This window comes from Roseateles sp., assembly GCF_049240545.1.
Taxonomy (GTDB): Bacteria; Pseudomonadota; Gammaproteobacteria; order Burkholderiales; family Burkholderiaceae_C; genus Paucibacter_A.
The window spans coordinates 1-1,616 of the sequence record NZ_JBMLSK010000382.1 but is presented as its reverse complement, the minus strand read 5'-3'; the positions used below and the strand labels follow the sequence as shown (position 1 = coordinate 1,616).

The window sequence follows — 1,616 nt, the reverse complement described above, 5'->3', positions numbered from 1 at the left end:
CGTTCTTGGTCACCCCCCGTTGAGGCGTCTCCGACATCGGCAGGCTTTCGGCCAGGCGCTTAACACTTCCCTGGCGAATCACGTCGCTCAAGGCTAGGCTCTCCGTAGCGGTCTTTGTCAGCACTCGGGTTAGGTAGTCGGATGCCTGGAAGGACTCCTGCACCTCCTTGCGACTGGCTTTCCCGAGAGCCTCGCCAAAGGACATCGTTTCCACCCAACGAAGTACATAGGCGATCAGGTCTGAGTAGGTTTCCCCAAACCCGATTGCTTCTGATTCGCGCAGGATCAATTGCTTGGCGAGCTTTTCTGCAATGGCCAGCGTTTCATTCGAGCGCTTGGTCCACTGTCTGCCGGTGGCCTCAACGAAGGCCAGCGTCACCGCAACAGCGACGTTGTAGACCGCCGGATAGGCTGTGGTCCAGTTCTTTCCGGCGCTGGCGCTCGACCATGTAAAGCCAGCCGACGCCCAGGTGTACCTTGCACCCTGGGTCTCGCTGACCGTCACCGTGTCGGGCATCTCGATCAGCTCATCGTGAAGGTGAAGACCGCGGTCAGGCTGTCATCTGCGCCCTTGTTGACCACTGGAAACACCACCCGATCGAGCATGATGCCCCCGGTCGCTGCGTTGAATACCCCGGCTTCGGTCAGAGCGCCGGTGCTGTCGCCCGCCAAGAAGTCCGCGCTGAAGGTGAAGGTCTTGGTGCCTGCCGTGTGCGCGTAGGTCGCAGCATTTCGGTCAATTTCGGTCACCAGCGCCGACTGGGTTGCAGCCGCCGCTGTCGTGCCGGTGCCCAGCGCAATAAAGCCCATCACGGCGGGTCGGCTGGCGGCTTTGCCAATGGCGTCAGCAATGAAGTCAAAGCCGACGTTGACGATGATGTTGTCTTTGTGGACCGTCTCGACCTCACCGCTTGCGCGGCGAAGGATCAGGGTCATTGCACCGTGAAGCTGCATGGATTCGTCGATCATGAAAAGTCCTCGTGAAATGGAAAAAGAAATGGCGCTGTCTCTTTCGAGAGCAGCGCCACGGTTGGAGATGGGTTGAAAAGCTGAGAGCTAGTACAGACGCAAGCTGGTAACGGCTCCGATTGGCGCAAGTGCCGAACTGGCTGAGTCCACATCACCGCCCATCCGACCGACAAATAGCCGTCGCTCGGTGGCGGTCTGGCACACGCCGATGCAAACGCGATCAGTTACCGAAATGCCAAAAGGCACGCTCACTCGTCTGGACAGTTGGTCTTCGAGAAAGAACGCACCCGTCGTGGCGTCATAGCCCACCAGGAGCGATCCTGCGGTGCCAAGAGCCACCCAGATCACGCAGGTTGTGACCTCTGACGGGATGAACCAAAAGGAGGTGTGAAACACCGATGGGATGCTCACCGTCCAAGCCACGCGGGTGGTGTCTTTGACCATCAGACCGTCGCCATATCGGCCGGCGGCATAGGCGACGCCTGCCGCCTGGCTTGAGACTGGATTGCCTAGCCCCGCGGTAGAACCGTTCAGACGCCATCCATAGATCTCACCGGCTTGCAGTGCATCTTCCCTAGCGATCTGGAAGCGGGCATCCACGTTGGCAATCGCGCCGTCATAGGCCCACTGGCGCCTCGCAGCATCGC

General features: G+C 59.8%; 3 protein-coding genes. All 3 read right to left on the bottom strand.

Going from position 1 to position 1,616, the window contains the following annotated elements:
* Nucleotides 1–517: hypothetical protein (locus ACOVRJ_RS22975; protein ID WP_422046145.1), on the bottom strand; the 517-nt coding region annotated here is incomplete at its 3' end.
* 5 nt (nucleotides 518–522) lie between these two features.
* A complete protein-coding gene (locus ACOVRJ_RS22970; protein ID WP_058719331.1) occupies nucleotides 523–969 on the bottom strand; it encodes a hypothetical protein in 447 nt (148 codons plus the stop codon).
* Between the two features lie 87 nt (nucleotides 970–1,056).
* Nucleotides 1,057–1,616 (bottom strand): hypothetical protein (locus ACOVRJ_RS22965; protein WP_422046144.1); only part of this gene is annotated, 560 nt, incomplete at its 5' end.